This is a genomic window from Pedobacter sp. ISL-64, assembly GCF_018613605.1.
GTDB lineage: Bacteria > Bacteroidota > Bacteroidia > Sphingobacteriales > Sphingobacteriaceae > Pedobacter.
This window is the reverse complement of the sequence record NZ_JAGGPU010000006.1, coordinates 657813-673232: the sequence shown is the minus strand read 5'-3', so window position 1 is coordinate 673232 and position 15420 is coordinate 657813. Positions and strand designations below refer to the sequence as shown.

The following is a 15420-nucleotide window of genomic DNA, read 5'->3' as shown; positions in this document are numbered from 1 at the left end:
TTATACGAATAGTCATAATCTCAGCTGTCGTTTACTGGTTCTTATAATAGTATTCATTTTCGGAAAGAAGATTGCCCTGAGAATCTCGTACTTCCTTCAGCCTTCCAAAACCATCATAGTAAAATGTTTCTCTCTTTCCTCTTGGATCTATAATAGTGGTTACGCCTACAAGTGGCTTATAGCTATAGCCGGTCATTGTTGCCGAAGCAGGAAGGGCAGACCTGAGCGCTTCGAGATTGTCAAGCAGCGTCACGGTGTCATTATTATTCGACGCTGTTACCGCATTGTTGATATACGTTTGCAGTGTCGGATTTGATGTCAAAGTTGAATAAGTTATATTTTCAATAAGTGCAATAGGCTGGCTTGAATTATATCCCCATATATAGCACATTGTTGCTCCGTTTTCCTGGGACGCTTCAACAGGATTGCTATAGACATCATATTTTTTAATATTTATACTTGATTGAAGGGTGTTTACTCCCTTAGCTTCGAAAATAGTTTTTGGAAGAAAGGAGTTATTAGCACTGCCCCAATCTGCTTTTGAATACGTGATATCTTTGGTATCTGTAATCTGATTATTTCTTTTGGATTCTATCCTTTTTATCATTCCTATACGATTTCTTGCATTCGAATTCGTATCATAAATATATTTTGTTTTTAGAACCTCATTTAAACTGTTCGTTTTGGAGCTTTCACTTAGTTTTTTATTATTATAATTGTACTGATACGTTTCTGTAGTGGTTACGGTTTTAGCCGTTGTTCCACCTTCAGGATAGAAGTATTCCTTGGAAATCTTTTCCTTAAGCTGTGGCCATCCGAAAAGTTCCTGAACCTCCAGTCCCAAACTCAAAAAATGCCATTCTTCATCTCCAAAGGTTTCAAGGCAATGGTTGTCGACACAATTTTTGAAAGCAGAGTAGGTGCCATATTGGGGAGCAGCCCACGAAGAGCTTGGATCCATAGCGTATCCTGTAGTTATTGCCTGATCGTTCATTTCTCCTTCCGGTGGATAGACATAGGTATCTTCAAGCAAAGGCTTATAGCTAACGACACTGTCATTGACTTTTGTTTCAGCATAATGCCTGACCTTAAGCAGAAGCCCCCTCTTATAATCATCATTAGGCAAGGGCCTGAAAGGGGGAGTTACTTCGTAAATGCCCGGGTAGTCGATTGGAGTGGTATAGGTATACTCTGACTTTCCGTTACCTGTTTCGGAAACAGTTATATTTTTATAGCCCACATCAGAACCTTTAGTCCTGATATAAGCCAAGTTATTGTGGCTGGTCGTAGTGGTATAAGAAATGTTGAAATGGTCGCCGGGACTGGGATTAGGACCAGCAGTAGTGTTTTCATAATAGCATGTCTTTCCGGTATAAAACTTAAATAAAGGCTTGGCGAAAGCCAGCGAGCCGCTACTTATGTTTGGGTTTGCAAAGGATTGATAGCTGTAAAGTTTAACTTTCGGGGACTGGGAAGTAGCATCATCCGTATTATAGCTTATACTGTTGATGCGGATGCCCCCACCCATCAGCCACTGGTGGTCTTCTGCATTTCCACCCGCCCCAAAAGTAGTTAAGGTCTGATTTTTATACACCTGTACTGTGCCGGTGTAGCTGCCCGGTATTCCACCCGGGACCTTATAACCGACATAATATTTAACATTGGCCTCCATAGTAAAGCTATCGCTCACACCTGTACCGTCGTTTAAACCATTATCACCCAGTGCATCAATTGAATGCATGGCCTGGGTATTGTCTGCACGGACATAAAATTTACCTCCCGGTACAGGCGATGTAGTTACAAAGAAAACTTCTGTAGGCATGGTGGGCGGGGCTGGAAAGATACCCACTTCCCCTTCTCCGGGTACCTGTACTACTAGCGGCTCCTCATACGGGTTATCAATAGAAAAGTCAGTAACTGGTTCGCTTCCTATAAATGAATAGGTATTTGGCCCATAATTAAAGACGATACTGCCGCCGGTAGGCAATATCATCTTTTCCAGAATATTCGCGGTACATTCGAGTTCGTCAGGTTCCCTGCCGCCCGCTTGCCTTCTGCTGTAATAACCCCAATAATCTTTAGTTCCTTTTGGAGCATTCTGATTTTTATAGGACAATGAATAAGTCAGTTCTTCCCCATTGTTTAAAGTATTCTTATTGATTACGCTGGATAATATCATTCGGGTAATCTCCGGCCCCAGAGTAGCGTAATCATAGGTAAAATTATACTGTTTTATCAGTTCACCATACCAATTCCTTACTGTCATGGAATTTAAATAGGGAGCATCTCCGTTTACGGCATTAACATTGGTATCGGCCCTGCCAAACCCCGTATCGAAAGTAATCCTCGCTTTATTGATGACCTCTATGGTTGCAATTTTTTTAGTCATAACATCTGTCGAGATAGTTGATGTCGTTTGGCTTGCAGGCAATCCATATATGATCACTGCCGGATCTTGGATTAAGGCGAGAGCGCTTGTTGGGGCTGTAATATAATTCACAGACTCTGTGTGGCGCTGAACCACTTCCTGAGTATCGATATAAGAAATACTGACAAGAAGCTTATCATTATTGTCCCAAATTTCTGTCAGGTTGAATGCACTGGCATAGCTTAACAGCGGCGTGGTTATCGGACCGACATTACCCAGTCCAGCGTAGGCATAGGTTGCATAAGCATTTCTTTCTTCCGTCATTTCCTTAGCTGTAAAAACATATTTGTAGCCCCTGTCATCGTGCAGGGTGAAACCGTTGAATTCTATCTCATATCTATGCCTATAGTAATCGTACGCAGATTGAGAATAGTCCAGGGTAATAGTCATTGCATTGTCGTTATCCAATTTTACAGGAACCAATTGACCGGTAGTAAAATCTCTTTTAATAAAGAACCTGCCGGTATGACCCATAAAATTATACTGCCATAAATCATGCTGTGTATCAAATTTACCGTTCTGTGCGACCCCCCAGCCGTATTCGCCTATCATTGTCGACTGTTCCGGCGTTACTGATGTTCCGAGCAATGCCAGGACTTCGTTATAGCGATTAATTCCATAATTTCCGCTGGGATCCGGATTGTCTTGCAAAATGCCGATACGTCCTGTATCCCCAGGTTCAGATTCTTCGTCCGGCGCTCCCTTAACAGTTCGCGCGACACTTCCGCCGCTAAAAATACTCCAGCCCAATCCGGTATAGCCGGCAACCTCTTCAACAGCTATGGATGAGGGATGGTATTTTAAAGATATGTCCATATTTATATCAGGCGATAAAGTTCCAACACTATAGAGTGGGATAGAAACATCGGGTATGCCTGTGTAATGATTGACGGATACTTCTTCAAATTTCATTAATGCCGCCACTGTAGGTGATGGTGGTGAAATGGTAGGCAATTGGCCTACAATCGAGGGCGGATTCGGTTGCCCTTGCGCTGAAACAAGTAAATTGCATAGCAGGCAAATTAATAGGATGGCACCTTGTTTTAACAAGGCACTCCCGTTGAGAATATGGCTTTTCATAAATAATAATTTATTGGTTGATAAGATTGGTTTTATAAGATTTATTGGCTTTTTAGTATGTTATAACTGCTTTTTATAGCGCACGAAATGCTATTATTTTTAGTTTTTTGATGCTAAACTAAGGTAGTTTTATGTTAATTTTTTTACGGAAAACCTCATTTTGAAAAAAAATTTTGTGATAAAATTGCAATCCGAGCGCCTGTGCGGATTTCGGAAGAACCATTTCTTTAAAAAAATTTTATTAATAATAAGACTACATCCTTTTCTGTATTTGTTTACTATCAATAGACCTGCATTACCTGGCTATTGATCTGCCTGCTGCCCTGATCTGGCATATGCTTTCTCCATCAGCAATTTTACCGCCTTACCGTTATGGTTGTACATATAGTTCCATGACTTCCTGATCCGGTCATTTTCAATCTGCTCAATTTTAATCTCCTTTTGGTTGTCATTGTAACTGATGCTGAATTTATAGATGTTGGTGATAAGGAGCATAACGGCCAGCCATAACAGCCAGCGGCTAAAAACGATCTTATAAAAAAGTTTGGCATCCTGTTCAGGGAACAGCAGTACCTGAAATTTTCTGACAATACCTTTGGGCTGTTCGCCGATCAGTTGTCTGATATTCACCAATTCCTTCAATACGATCTGCTGCAAGGGCTTATTATCATTTATGACAGGAGCCTGCGGTTTTTCCTGTTCTTTTTTTAAATCATCTACCTTGCTGCCGATAGCATTGACAGCGCTGATTAGGTCATTGATGCTTTGATTGGCCAGTTTCTGCTCCTGGGTGAATTCTTCCAGGACCAATCCGAGTGTTTCTTTTTCGATCTGTTCATTTTTTGCTGTAGTGTCCATAACTGTGCGATTTAATATTACCTGCGTATTTTTCGATTTGGTTTCTTCTTATGTTTCTTCTTCGCTTCCCTGATAAGTGCAGGGTCAACGTAATCGGGTGCGTATTCCGGCTTCAGTAATTCGGATAATATACCCGTGAGCTGCTTTTCAATTTCACCTACTGGCAATCCTGCATATGGGTTAGTATGGTTCTGTAAAAATGCTTTGGCATTTGCGTTGGACAGCCTGTGATGATTTCCCGACCTGTGCATTACTAATTGCTGCTGAACGCTGAAGACCCGTTCTATCTTCGCCAGTGAAAACCCGACTTCGCTGCCTTTTATTTTTACTTTTTTGTCATCTATAAAAGAAATGCCGCGTCCTTTAAGTACAGTATATCCCAATGCCTGCATCTTTTTTTCAAATGAGGGATAGTCAGTTACCCGCTCCAGCGTACTGCGGATATCATCCCTTAGCTTTTCCTTCCTGCTGTCATGGCGTGGCAGATGCCTTTCCTTTGGTGGCAGGAAAGCACGGGGGCTTAGTACCTCCTGCAACCCGTACTGCTTTTCCAGTCGCCTGCAAAGAGCAGCCATCCTCTTGTAGCTGTTGCTGTCACTGGCTACCTTACCATTAAAGCCAACGCGGTTGGCGGCGATATGGATATGCTGTTCTTTGGTATCCTTATGCAGCACGCAGATATACTGGTTATCTGCCACGCCAAATTCAAGGGCGCAAGCCCTGCCCATTTCCATCAACTGGGCTTTTGTCAGCACCTCGCCCGGAGCCAGCCGCAGGGATAAATGCAGCACTGGTTTTTCAACCCGCCTGCTGAGTTTGCGGACATCTTTAAACTGCTCGGTCAGCTCCTGTTTGTTGCCGAAGCACTGGTTGTATTCCAGTACTTCGGCACGCTGCTGATGCTGCAAATTATCCTGCATGGAAAGCTCCTGTTTTTTCTCTTCGGACAGCTCTTTTTTATCCTCCAGGCAATAGCGGATCAGGTGATAAAAAGAGCTGCCGATGGATACGTGGCCTATCATTGTAAATGGCTTTTAATCTGTATGGCGATATCTTTCAACTGACCGGATTGCGTCTTTAGCGCAGCCCTTTCCAATGGGCTTAGCTCATCGTTTGCGTTGCGCTTTTTGGCAAGCTGGTTCAGGTTCGCGGCCAGATGGTTGAGCATGGCGGTAAAGCCTAAAACTTCTTTGGGCAATGCCTTATTCCGCCTGTCAATCTTTCCGGTAAGTCCCATTTCCCGCAGGTATTCTGATACGGTAAGCCCTGCGCTTTTAGCTCTGGCCTCAATCACCTTACGTTCATAAAGCGTACATTTAATTGCCATTAGCTGGTCTTTTTTGACGGCCTTTTTTGGCCGGCCGCCTTTGTGCTTTGTAGTTACATTCAATCCTTCCATCATCTTTCTCTCTTTTATTTTTTGAATGCGATAGCATGAAAAAAATCCCTCAACGAATGCGATAGCATGAGGTGAGCCAGCGTATTGGTTTAACCAATACATAGCTGGCTACCACTCAAACCTCAAAAAGACCTCCTGATTCCCTGACCTTGCTTTATCTGTGGCTGTTTGCTTTTAAGCCAGTCGTTCAAATCCTTATAGTCTTTATAGAAACCGCTCCGGTCTATATACTTGTCTGTTTTTCCTGTGTTCCATTTCAGGGCTTTCAGCGTAGCCTTTATACCCGCTGCATCCCTGTCCAACAGCAGATGCACCTGCCTGTATTCATCCATTACTGCCCGGCTCTTTTCAAAGAAGGAGAGGGAGTTTAAGACCAGGCAATTTGTCAGGGGTGTCCCCTTATTCCGATTGATTGTCTGGAACGATAAGAAGCTGAAAAATCCCTCGAAGACAGCAAGGTCATCCGATGGTTTTCCTGCATGTAAGGTGACCGCTTTCGGGGAGCTGCTGCCTTTAAAATCTTCACTGCGGAGTTCATATCCTCCGGCATTGTTTGCAAAGCCGATGACCGTCTGTTTTTTTCCGTACAAAAGGAAATCTACCTCCCGGCAGAAACGGCTGGCAACCTCGGGCGGTATGCTCCGCTTATGCAGATATTCCAACAGGCTTTTATCTGCAAGCGGACGGCTGTCCACAACAATAATTTTACGCTCAGGATTCTCTTTCTTTTCACCAGCAGGGGACAATTGAGCGGTATGCGGATTGCCTGCCTGAAAGGGCGGGTGAAAAGAAAAAACAGGAATAGTCTGTCCTGATAATCGTTGCAGTAATTCACCTGGAGTACAATTAAAATATTGCACACCGAAATCTATAAGATTACCTCCTTTACCCAACCCATGATCGTACCATACATTTAAATTCTGGTTGACCTTAAAGGAAGGTGTCTTCTCCTCCCGCAATGGGGAGAGATACCAGTAATCTGAACGGTTTATTTTTGCGGGCAGATAACCTAAAGAGCTTAGGTAATCCACAAGGTCGAGTTGCTTTGCCTCGGTATAAGTCAGTTTTTCCATCGCACATTTTCTCTTTCACATAAAAACTCAAATATTTTATGCAACCCTTCGCAAGGGTATAATCGGGGGTTCTTTATTGGCGTACAGTTAGTTGCATTTGACACTCAATAAATAATAAGTGTACCTGAAAAATTCAATAGAAAATCATCAGGCACACCGTAGTTTTTTTAAATAATTATTATACATTTGCACCGTCGAACGAATTAAGCATTGCCAATCGTTTCAAGTCTTCGATGAAAAAGTTCGAAAATTGTACAGGCAGGGCGACAAAAAGTTGATCCACTTTTAAAACAGGATTAAAAGATCGATACCAAGTTCGGGATGTAGCGTAGCCCGGTATCGCGCCTGCTTTGGGAGCAGGAGGTCGTAGGTTCGAATCCTGCCATCCCGACTTCAGAGGACAAAGTGAGTTTATTTTCATTTTGTCCTTTTTTATTTGCTCATAACTCATTGTCTTTCTGCTAGATGTCTCTAATTACTTCGTTAATCCTAACAGTTCGAAGTGCCGCATTTTCGACGTGAAATTTATCAGGAGAAATTGCGGCGATAATTTCTCTTTTTTTATCCATCTTGGCAATCTCATAAGCATAGTCAAGTTTTTAATAGGTTCTTGATACTAATCTCCAACAATTCCTCAATATCGATTTTTTCAGAATCTAATCTGGTCAGCTTATTGTTTAGTTTATCTAATTTTATGGCATTCCTTGATTTCATATTCCTGAAATCTTCAGACTCAATTCTTTTCTCCATTAATAGTTCTGAGAAATAAGTTCAGGAGGTTTGTTATTTTTGAAGAATATTATTTTTTTGAATAAAAAAATACATAACTTTCACATTATCATCTAAAATCCTATATTGCTTTTTCAACGCAATTTGTTACAATGCTTGACAATTAAATTATATGCTCGAATGTCTGAATCTCTCAAAATCACAGGTAGTCCCCAAAAGTATTCTCAAAAACTCTTCAATCACGCAAGCTCATTTCTTTTGGGTTGTGTAGGAATTACAAAAAGGATATGACGCGAATATTTTGTGTTTAGCGTGACATTTCATTGGCCGATGCAAATCTTTGTGTTCATAAGCTTCGAAACTTGTAATAGTAATATTTAAAGGACTTAGTTCGGAAATATTGATTCTTCTTATTTAACACAGATATTTGTCACCAATTTTGCGTTGATGGCTTTCAGTAAAGCTAATTACATATTAATCTTAAAGGTGAATGGATTTAATCAAATTAAACATTAGAACTTTCGCATGAAAAATCAAAGAACTAGAAATGAATATAGAAGAATTAGAAAAGCTAACCTCTGAAGCTTATCAAAGTAAAAATTACGATAAGTTGAGAGACTTGTTGATTGATAAGGATTTGATCGAATTGAAAAGTGCTAAGCTATACTTTTATAGTGCTGGTTTGGCATATATGGCTGGCGATTTAGATGGAGCTTACAATTTGGCAAATTTCTCTATTTCTCTGAATCCCTTTTCAAGCCTGGGTTATTATATACGAGGTCTGATCCACGTAAAGAAAAATAACCTCGAGAGTGCGTTAAAAGAATTTGATCAAGCTATAGTGCTAGAGCCAAAATTTTCAAGGGTGTATTTTCAAAGAGCTTTAATAAAGGATAAACTGAAAAATTACAAGGAAGCTATTGAAGATTATTCAGTTGCTATATCACTTAATTCAAAATATTCAGGTGCTTATAAAAATCGGGCGACCGATTATGCAATATTGAAATTATATTCCAATGCGCTAAAAGATTTATCGAAAGCAATAGCGCTTCCTGATAGCGCATTGGATAAGGTGTATAATGTTAGAGGGGCAGTTTACAATGACCTCAAGGAATATAAAAAAGCTTTGAAGGATTATAATCGAGCCATCAGCATTAATCCTAAACTTTATATCGCATACCGAAATAAAGCTATCGCTCTACTTAATCTAGGAAAACCGAAAGATGCAATTGTTGAGTTAAATTCCGCTATAAAACTAAAAGCCAATTACAGTTTAGCCTATTATACCAGAGGAAATGCTTATGATCAGATTGGGCAATACAAAAAAGCAATATCTGATTTTGAAAAGTTTGTCGAATTACAGATTAATATCGATGACTACAATCTACAAGTAACTAAAGTAAGGATTAAGGAGCTAAAAGTAAAACTCGAAAACGTTTGGTATGAAGAGATAGACAATCTTGTTACTCAAATAAAAGATCTGCTTAAATTTACCAGTCCATGTATTACCCATTTTACCAGTTTATCAAGTGCAAAGGCAATGGTTCTCGATGAAAGTTTATTTAGGTTATCTGAAGGTAATTTTCTTAACGATACTTCTGAAGGTAGGGAATTATTTAATTATCTAGATTTTTCATTAATTCAAAAAATAGGAAATGATACCTTGGCGGAGTTGTTTGTCATCCGCCCCTTTATTGGAAGTTTTGTTTCGGATTCCAAACACGATGACCTGGCTCTCTGGAGGATGTACGGAAAAGAGGCTCAAGTCGAAGCAAAAGGTTGTGCGATTACCTTTTACAGAGAAGATTTTATTAAAAATTTAGTAAACAAACTTGATGACGAAGGGCTAACTAAGTCTTTATTAGCTAAAGAGAAAAATTTCACCTTTTATCAGGTAGCTTACAGATCGAAAGATACATTTATTGTGCCCGGAAATTCTGCTAGAAAAAATGGAAACTTGAATAAATTGATGAAACAGTTAACCGGAAAGCTTAAGATGTTTGACGAAAAACAGAAAATATCAGTTGTCAAGTTACTGAATGACATTGCTTATCTTTTTAAAAGCTCGGAATATCAATATGAAAATGAAATAAGATTGGTCGTTCAAGGTGTCGGTTTTAAAAAAAATATTCTTACAACTATCAGCCCTCCGAGGGTTTATATTGAACTTATATCGGTAATTCCTGTGATTCATAAGATCACTTTGGGACCAAAAGTGGAGCGAGCAGATGAATGGGCGGCAGCATTTAACTATAAAATTGAAGAGGTTCTGGAAAATCCAGATCAAAAGGTTAAAATTATCATGTCGCATTTGCCTTTCAAATAATGGATTTGATTGTGAAGAAATTTTACATAGTAATTTTAAACAATAGCTTATATTGTCGCAGTAAAATTTGTTACAGGCAATTAGCTCAGGCTGAGTTCGGCGAATTCTGCAACAAGTTCAGCTATGTCTGTTTTAGTTAGTAAGCTATTAACAAATTCTTTCGGTATCATAATAAAAACAGATTTGGTTAGTTCTTTAACCTCTTCTTATATGGCTGCTGTTGTGGTATAGAGTTAACTATTTCCAAAAGTATTCTTGATGAAAAATATTTTGAGTATTAATGGTGGTAATTACTTAATGTTCAGGAAGTATCAAAGCTGCTAATAAACGCAAATCATGAAGAAAAAGGTTCAAAATTTGTACAGGCGGGGCGACGAAAACAGGATGTGTAATCCATCAAAAACTCTCTAAATCGAGTATTTAGAGGGTTTTGTTTTTTATTGGGATTAGAAGGAGATAATGAATACCAACCGTTTTTAACCCAAATCCCCCCAACTTTTCCGCTTGATCCCCTTTTTGTGCAGTTCATTCTTTCGCTTTAAGTTGGCTGAGTGGATGTTTTCTTTATTATTAAGAGGTCAAAGTCTTTAAATTTTTTAAACTTTTTTTTGCTGGACCATGTTCTTATGATGAACGTTAAACTATAAAAACATGGCAAATAAAAAAAATGATGTACAGATGCCAAATGCGCATCTTCATGAACTTTTTGTGGATGAATTAAGGGATATACTCGGAGCAGAGAAGCAGTTGCTTAAAGGCCTTAAAAAACTTTCAGAAGCTGCAGGCAGTGAAAAACTGAAAAATGCTTTTGAAACCCATTATGCCCAAACCGAAGGACAGATTGACCGGCTGAAAGCGGTTTTTAACTCGATAGGTCTTACTGCACGGGGTAAAAAGTGCAAGGCAATGGAAGGTCTCCTTGAAGAGGCGGATGAAATTATCGAAAGCTTCAGTGCTGAGCCACAGGTGCTTGATGCTGCATTAATCACAGCGGCGCAAAAAGTTGAGCACTATGAGATAGCCAGTTATGGAACCCTTGTAACCTTTGCAAAGCTGATGGAGCATGCGGAGGCCGAAGAGTTATTGGCAGCTACACTTGCAGAAGAAAAAGATACCGACAGCCTGTTAACAGAAATCGCTTTAACTGAAGTAAATACAGGTGTTACAGCCTAGAACACATGCAAAACGCCATGCTATCCGGTGTGGCGTTTTTAACCTCTTCAGGTTTTAAATTGCCGCTAGAACCAAATAAAAACACTATATCCTGTTGATAATGTTTGTAAAAGGATTAAAAAACTTTGTATAAGTATCTCTGAACATTTAGGTTTAAATCTACCAAAATAACTGACCAGGTTTAGTTCAGATTGGTGTATGGTTGTGGCGATAGATATGTATTTATTGTCTATCTTGCACTGCCAATCCGGACTCACCCTGTAGGCCATACGCATGCAGAACAAAGCCGAGCAGATCAGCACGCTTATCGAACTTAACGAAGAGCTGGAAAACTATTTCAGAAATACGATCATTCCCCAGCTGTTTGTCGATGCACATCTAATACTGAGAAAGTTCACGCCACCGGCCATGCGCCAGTTCAGCCTAAAACTCGCCGATGTGGGCAGGCCTATCGCAGATATCAAAGAAAATTTTCGTTTTCCGACTATTATCGAGAATATTCAGCATGTTATCGACAGCGGGGATGTTCTGGAAAGGGAAATTCAGACCACAGACCTGCGTTGGTATCAGATGAACATTCTTCCGTATATCGTTCAGCGTGACAAGAAAACAAATGGCGTGATCATCACTTTTGTGGAGATCACCATGCGCATACGCGATTTAAAAGAGCAGGAAAAACTGATTGCTGAGCATGAGCTGCTTTTGGATACTATTTCGCATGATATAAAAACACCGCTCACCAGTCTGGCACTTACGATCGAGATGCTTAGAAAACTACCAGAGAAAGATATGGAACGGTTTCCAGTGCTTTTGGAAAAGGTGGAGAACAGCTTGACCAAAATGCAACAGATAATCCATGAGCTAACAGATTCCCGTGAACAGGAGCACCGTTATAAAGCGGTAGAGGAACTGTTGGATTTTGAGCATATCCTGGAAGATATCAGGCTCACGCTTGCACCGCAGATAAATGAATCGTCTGCAAAGATAAAGACTGATATCGGTTTTTCAGAAATCTTATATATCCGCCGTAAACTACGTAGCATAATCTATAACCTGGTTAATAATGCCATAAAATATAGGTCAAGCGAAAGGATTCCGGAAATTTTGATCAAAGCCCATCAGGAAGGGGATTTTATGGTAATTGCCGTAAAAGACAACGGAATTGGGATTGGTGAAAATAACTTAACAGGCATTTTCGGGAAATACCAACGGATTTCCCAGTCCGGTGACGGCTCAGGGATCGGGCTTTATCTGGTTAAGGAAATTGTAGGTGCTTCTGGTGGAAGGATTACCGTTGATAGTAAATTGGGAGAAGGTTCAATATTTACTGTTTATCTGAAAATTAAAGGCTAATTTTTTGTAAAGCACCGTTATTCTTTGGGTGTTAGCCATATTCTAATCATTTACTGGGCCGCCTACCTTTATCCCTCTTGAACAATATTAAGACAGCTATTGCGGTGGTGCTTCCAGCTCATCATCGCTGTCAAGTTCAATATTTTGAAGTTCTTCCAAATGAGCCTTGCCAGGGTGCACAAGTTCGATCTGCTCTGCTAACATATGTAGGATATCCAGCTCAATAGCTGCCGGGTTCTGGCATACATGCAAAAAATCCCGGCTGTCGGGTTCCAGGCTGGCCACAAATTTCCCGTCCTGGTAGATTTTGTATTTACAGCCACCGGTAACGTGATGCGGGTGCTGTTCAACCTGGAAATGGCATTTATGATTGGGACTAAGGGTTACGGTAAAGTTGTCCATAAGGGTTTCTTGTTTTATATATAACAATCCCAGGGTAACGCTTGTTTTTAAATTTATCGATCTCTTTGGCGGCCCAAGACTTGTGACCATGGCCGATTTTGACGTTTTTGGTAGCTTGTTAGCACAAATATTTCCATGTGCTTTTTCGTGAATATATTTCAAATATATTTGTGATATGTTCAACAGCGGCATTTTTTTGCCTATCATCATTATTTCCGGTGTGGCCTACAGTATCTTGGCAAAAAAACTGACGGTTCTGGCCGCTTTTACTGGCGGGGTACTGGCGTGCCTTATTTTTACCGCTGCAGGTTACTTCGGGCTTGCGATGATGACCATGTTTTTTATCCTCGGTTCTGCTGCAACCTCCTTGGAGCGGCACAGAAAGCAGGCTTTTGCCACTAAAGACGAAGAAAAAAAAGGCCGTAATGCAATGCAGGTACTGGCCAATGCCGGGGCTGCGGCCATTGCAGCTATAGTGATCCTGTTTCATCCCCGGCTGGCTTATTTGATGCTTCCAGCAATGGCGGCAGCCTTTGCCTCGGCTACAGCGGATACCCTTTCCTCCGAGCTGGGGATGCTTTATGGAAGACGGTTTTTTAATGTTATTTCCTTTAAGCCCGACCGCTGCGGAATGGACGGGGTGATCAGTCTGGAAGGAACGCTGATCGGTATAGCAGGTAGCTGTATTATTGCTGGTATTTATGCGCTGGGCTGGGGATGGAGCATCAGCTTTTTCTTTATTGTTCTTGCAGGTACGCTGGGTAACCTTACAGATTCCATACTAGGGGCTGTGCTGGAGCGGAAGGGCTTGATCGGGAATGATGTGGTCAATTTTTTGAATACATTGACAGCAGTGATTGTAATTGTGTTGTTAGAGGTTTTTCTTTAGGCCGGGATATTGTTCAGGGGTTTGAAAGATTAGGAGAGGCTTTTGGCTTTTTAAGATGTCACCAATCATACCTGGTTAATTTTGCCTAGGTTAAAAATACTTGGAAAGGTTATCCTTTGGAATGACGCCCATGGCCGGACACATGAATTTAGGCTGCTTAAAAACAAGTCGACATTAAGATTGTTTAATTTCAGATTATAATGGAAAGAAAAATAAGATGGGAAGGCTTGGAATACAAGTCCCTGGAAAATTGTACCTTAACGGAAACAGATAATGGTGTCGCGATCACATCGATTATTACAGGCCGGGTTAACAACCAGGCAATTAAAGTCTCCTATAAAATTCTCACGGATACATTGTGGGCAACCTATTTCGTTGAAATAGATGTCATATTAGGCAGAAATGAAAAAACACTTCTTCTAGAGAAGAAAGGTAGTTACTGGCTGGTCAACAATACGATCGATCATCGATTTGATGGTTGTGTCGATATTGATATTTCATTAACACCTTTTACCAATACATTGCCGATAAGAAGGTTGGTTTTTAATGGGCAATTGAGCAATAGGATCGAGGTGATATACATAGACATTATTGCTGATCTGATAATACCTGTAAGGCAGTATTATACTAAAATATCAAATTCGGTATACCTGTATGAAAACGAAAAATCGACATTTAAGGCCGAGCTAAAAACCGATCCCTATGGATTGGTAATTGAATACCCGAAACTATTCCATGAAAAATAGTACCCATCTATTTCTGATCGTTTAAATTCATTTCGGGCAGTCCTTGATTTTAATGTCTGTAAGGATAATCAATGGTAAAGTTGGGTATTTCAGGGAAAATGGCTGCACGTTTTCTTATCAAACCGAAGTACAACTAACCGTTACTTTTATCGATCTCTTTGGCGACCCTAATACTCAACTTACCCGCCAAAAGGTTAAAGATTACATTAGGGAAAGCACCTACAAAACGTAAGGTAAAAGACGGCACGTTAAAGCCCATAAAACTACCTGGTTGCGATCGTTTTTGCGTGAAAGATTTGCTGGCTCCCTACCTGGAGAGCCAGCAAAAGGGCCGTATTTAATTACCCCTGCTTTACCTGTTCTTTACCCTTTGTTGCTACCAGGTTAACCCCAGGATTACCCCAGGGTTACCCCGGCTTTACCTTTTCTCTACCTAAAAGGTAAAGCCACAGCTTGCTTTCGCAGAATGGCACCACCGCTAATGGTTATGTTGCCCTTAAGCAGGCCGCCAGCCAATGTCATTAAGTTAAGCGTTTTTAACCACAATGCGCACAGATAAACACAGATTTTTGTATCTGTGTACCTCCTTTCTATCTCCCGAAAATCGGGACAAGTCGTGGTTAAATTATTTTTCGTGCCGAATGGTTTAACTTAATGATATTGGGCCGCCACAAGCGCCCCGCCCCCTTGCACCTCCGCCCCACAACTGTACGGTCCATTTTAGCTCAATACCGGTGCTAATTAGCTCAATTTAGCTCATTTTAGCTCAATACCGGTGCTAATTAGCTCAATTTAGCTCATTTAAGCTCAAAATGACGTGCCAATGCAGCTAAACCGCTAGGTTTGAGCATGGATTTAAAACATACCAGTATAAACAGAAATCCTTTTTTGAACAAACATTTTTTCAATAAAAACAAAAATTATGGCAACGTATTCAAAAGGCACAAATGGAGCATTTTCGGGC

Annotated in this window: 12 protein-coding genes and 1 tRNA gene; 7 read left to right on the top strand and 6 right to left on the bottom strand. The window is 40.5% G+C overall.

What is annotated here, in order from left to right; translation table 11 throughout:
* Positions 1–31 precede the first annotated feature (31 nt).
* From J7E57_RS10815 to J7E57_RS10795, 5 genes are all read right to left on the bottom strand, one after another.
* On the bottom strand, positions 32–3508 hold the full coding sequence (locus J7E57_RS10815; RefSeq protein WP_215127877.1) for an RHS repeat domain-containing protein: 3477 nt from the start codon (positions 3506–3508) through the stop codon (positions 32–34).
* Positions 3509–3811: 303 nt separating this feature from the next.
* A complete protein-coding gene (locus tag J7E57_RS10810; protein ID WP_215127875.1) occupies positions 3812–4366 on the bottom strand; it encodes a hypothetical protein in 555 nt (184 codons plus the stop codon).
* A gap of 17 nt (positions 4367–4383) precedes the next feature.
* Positions 4384–5388 carry a relaxase/mobilization nuclease domain-containing protein gene (locus tag J7E57_RS10805; RefSeq protein WP_215127872.1) on the bottom strand — a complete coding sequence of 335 codons (1005 nt, stop codon included), beginning with the start codon at positions 5386–5388 and terminating at the stop codon, positions 4384–4386.
* A complete protein-coding gene (locus J7E57_RS10800) occupies positions 5385–5765 on the bottom strand; it encodes a plasmid mobilization protein (RefSeq protein WP_215128134.1) in 381 nt (126 codons plus the stop codon). Before J7E57_RS10800 ends, J7E57_RS10805 begins: the two co-directional genes overlap by 4 nt.
* Positions 5766–5887: 122 nt before the next feature.
* Positions 5888–6838, bottom strand: a complete 951-nt coding sequence (locus J7E57_RS10795) for a toprim domain-containing protein (RefSeq protein ID WP_215127869.1) — start codon at positions 6836–6838, stop codon at positions 5888–5890.
* A gap of 317 nt (positions 6839–7155) precedes the next feature.
* On the opposite strand from J7E57_RS10795, the gene J7E57_RS10790 reads away from it, so the two are divergent.
* The 4 genes from J7E57_RS10790 (at position 7156) to J7E57_RS10775 (ending at position 12419) form a co-directional block, all read left to right on the top strand.
* Positions 7156–7229 (top strand) — tRNA-Pro (locus J7E57_RS10790).
* A gap of 885 nt (positions 7230–8114) precedes the next feature.
* Positions 8115–9893, top strand: a complete 1779-nt coding sequence (locus J7E57_RS10785; protein ID WP_215127867.1) for a tetratricopeptide repeat protein — start codon at positions 8115–8117, stop codon at positions 9891–9893.
* Positions 9894–10544: 651 nt separating this feature from the next.
* Positions 10545–11066: a ferritin-like domain-containing protein gene (locus J7E57_RS10780; protein ID WP_215127864.1), complete on the top strand. Its 522-nt coding sequence runs from the start codon at positions 10545–10547 to the stop codon at positions 11064–11066.
* Between the two features lie 273 nt (positions 11067–11339).
* Positions 11340–12419, top strand: coding sequence for a sensor histidine kinase (locus J7E57_RS10775; RefSeq protein ID WP_215127862.1), 1080 nt, complete (start codon positions 11340–11342; stop codon positions 12417–12419).
* Positions 12420–12515: 96 nt separating this feature from the next.
* On the opposite strand, the gene J7E57_RS10770 is transcribed toward J7E57_RS10775, so the two are convergent.
* The gene (locus tag J7E57_RS10770; protein WP_215164973.1) at positions 12516–12911 is read right to left on the bottom strand and encodes a hypothetical protein; all 396 of its coding nucleotides are present in this window, start codon (positions 12909–12911) and stop codon (positions 12516–12518) included.
* A gap of 85 nt (positions 12912–12996) precedes the next feature.
* Here J7E57_RS10770 and J7E57_RS10765 point away from each other — a divergent pair, with 85 nt between their 5' ends.
* The 3 genes from J7E57_RS10765 (at position 12997) to J7E57_RS10755 (ending at position 14688) form a co-directional block, all read left to right on the top strand.
* Complete coding sequence (locus J7E57_RS10765) at positions 12997–13710, top strand: DUF92 domain-containing protein (RefSeq protein WP_215127858.1); 714 nt, start codon at positions 12997–12999, stop codon at positions 13708–13710.
* Positions 13711–13910: 200 nt separating this feature from the next.
* Positions 13911–14456: a putative glycolipid-binding domain-containing protein gene (locus J7E57_RS10760; RefSeq protein ID WP_215127855.1), complete on the top strand. Its 546-nt coding sequence runs from the start codon at positions 13911–13913 to the stop codon at positions 14454–14456.
* Between the two features lie 52 nt (positions 14457–14508).
* Positions 14509–14688, top strand: coding sequence for a hypothetical protein (locus tag J7E57_RS10755; RefSeq protein ID WP_215127853.1), 180 nt, complete (start codon positions 14509–14511; stop codon positions 14686–14688).
* The last annotated feature ends 732 nt before the right edge of the window (positions 14689–15420 follow it).

What these genes read in the sequence shown, in the direction of transcription:
- J7E57_RS10800 (WP_215128134.1), bottom strand. Translation starts at nt 5,765, where the DNA reads ATGGAAGGATTGAATGTAACTACAAAGCACAAAGGCGGCCGGCCAAAA.
- J7E57_RS10770 (WP_215164973.1), bottom strand. Translation starts at nt 12,911, where the DNA reads ATGGTCACAAGTCTTGGGCCGCCAAAGAGATCGATAAATTTAAAAACA.
- J7E57_RS10815 (WP_215127877.1), bottom strand. Translation starts at nt 3,508, where the DNA reads ATGAAAAGCCATATTCTCAACGGGAGTGCCTTGTTAAAACAAGGTGCC.
- J7E57_RS10755 (WP_215127853.1), top strand. Translation starts at nt 14,509, where the DNA reads ATGTCTGTAAGGATAATCAATGGTAAAGTTGGGTATTTCAGGGAAAAT.
- J7E57_RS10780 (WP_215127864.1), top strand. Translation starts at nt 10,545, where the DNA reads ATGGCAAATAAAAAAAATGATGTACAGATGCCAAATGCGCATCTTCAT.
- J7E57_RS10810 (WP_215127875.1), bottom strand. Translation starts at nt 4,366, where the DNA reads ATGGACACTACAGCAAAAAATGAACAGATCGAAAAAGAAACACTCGGA.
- J7E57_RS10760 (WP_215127855.1), top strand. Translation starts at nt 13,911, where the DNA reads ATGGAAAGAAAAATAAGATGGGAAGGCTTGGAATACAAGTCCCTGGAA.
- J7E57_RS10785 (WP_215127867.1), top strand. Translation starts at nt 8,115, where the DNA reads ATGAATATAGAAGAATTAGAAAAGCTAACCTCTGAAGCTTATCAAAGT.
- J7E57_RS10775 (WP_215127862.1), top strand. Translation starts at nt 11,340, where the DNA reads ATGCAGAACAAAGCCGAGCAGATCAGCACGCTTATCGAACTTAACGAA.
- J7E57_RS10795 (WP_215127869.1), bottom strand. Translation starts at nt 6,838, where the DNA reads ATGGAAAAACTGACTTATACCGAGGCAAAGCAACTCGACCTTGTGGAT.
- J7E57_RS10765 (WP_215127858.1), top strand. Translation starts at nt 12,997, where the DNA reads ATGTTCAACAGCGGCATTTTTTTGCCTATCATCATTATTTCCGGTGTG.
- J7E57_RS10805 (WP_215127872.1), bottom strand. Translation starts at nt 5,388, where the DNA reads ATGATAGGCCACGTATCCATCGGCAGCTCTTTTTATCACCTGATCCGC.